This is a genomic window from Azospirillum sp. B506 (genome assembly GCF_000333595.1).
Taxonomy (GTDB): Bacteria; Pseudomonadota; Alphaproteobacteria; order Azospirillales; family Azospirillaceae; genus Azospirillum.
Genome location: NZ_BADK01001108.1, coordinates 1 through 1234, shown reverse-complemented (window position 1 = coordinate 1234; position 1234 = coordinate 1). Strand labels below are relative to the sequence as shown.

Annotated in this window: 1 protein-coding gene; it reads right to left on the bottom strand. The window is 69.3% G+C overall.

Features of this window, described 5'->3' with window-relative positions; all coding sequences use genetic code 11:
- On the bottom strand, nt 1–1183 hold a 1183-nt coding region (locus I71_RS33840), incomplete at its 3' end, for an ABC transporter transmembrane domain-containing protein (protein ID WP_042704637.1).
- Nucleotides 1184–1234 lie beyond the last annotated feature (51 nt).

Here is a 1234-nt window from a genome sequence, read left to right as displayed (position 1 = left end):
GTTCGCCGATGCGGATCGTGCCGGTGCCCGGATCGAAGAAGCGCAGGAGCAGGGCGACGACGGTGGACTTGCCCGCTCCCGAGGGTCCGACCAGTGCGACATGCTCGTGCGCCGCCACATGGAAGGATACGGCATCGAGCGACGGTGCCCCCCCATCCGCATAGCCGAAGGTGACGTCCTCGAACCGGATGTCGTGGGTGGGCGGTGCCGGCAGCGGTCGATCCGCTTCGCGCACCGGCGGCGCCAGCGCCAGGAAATCCAGGATCGGGGCGGCGGCGCCTCCGGCCGCCCAGGCGCTGTGGAACTCGCGCTCCAGACGTTCGAGCGGCCGGAACGCCTCCCGCGCCAGGAAAAGCGTGACCAGCAACGCGAAGGGATCGAGAGCACCGGCTGCCACGCGCCATGCGCCTGCCGAGAGAACGAGCGCCACGCCCGACAGCATGACGAAGCCGGTCAGGCCGGTTCGCATCAGGGTGACCGACAGGGTGGACATCGACTCCCGCCGCAACGCGGCCGCATGGTCCGCCAGCACCGTCCGTCGCCGTGCCGAGGCGCCGAAAGCCTTCACCGTGACGATGCCCTGGAGGCTGTCGAGCAGATAGGCGCCGAGCGCACCCAGAGCGGCGAAGATCCCGGAGGTCCGCGGCATCCGCCACCGCAACCACAGCCGGTCGAGCACGGGAAAGCCGGCGACGAACAGGCAGAGCAGGGCGGCGGATGGCCAGTCGACGACGGCGATGACGGCGAGAATGCCGCCGCATCCGGGAACGGCGACGCAAAGAGCCGGCAGATAGCGGCTGTGATAGGATTCCAGAGCCTCGACACCGCCGACCAGAATCGCCTGAAGCTCACCGGTCTGCCGGCGAAGCGTCACGCCCGGACCGAGATCGAACAGGTGCCGCAGCAGCCGGCCGCGCAATTCCTCCTTCACGGTTCGCGCCGTCGCCTGGGCGGCGATCTCCGCCCCCCACAACAGCAGCGCGCGCGCCAGCAGGATGGCGCCCAGACCCAGAAGCAGCGGCATGGTGCGCAGGTCGGGACCACCGCCGAACGCATGCGCAAGCAGCAGCGCCAGAAGTCCGCCCTGAAGACCATANGCAGCGGTGACGGCAAGGCCGATGGCGATGCTCACCGCGATGCGCCGGCGGACGGGGCCGCCGGCCGCCAGTGCTTTTCCCGGCATTCAAGACATCCTTTCAGAATGATCGGATCTTCCGATCGCATGTGCATCGGC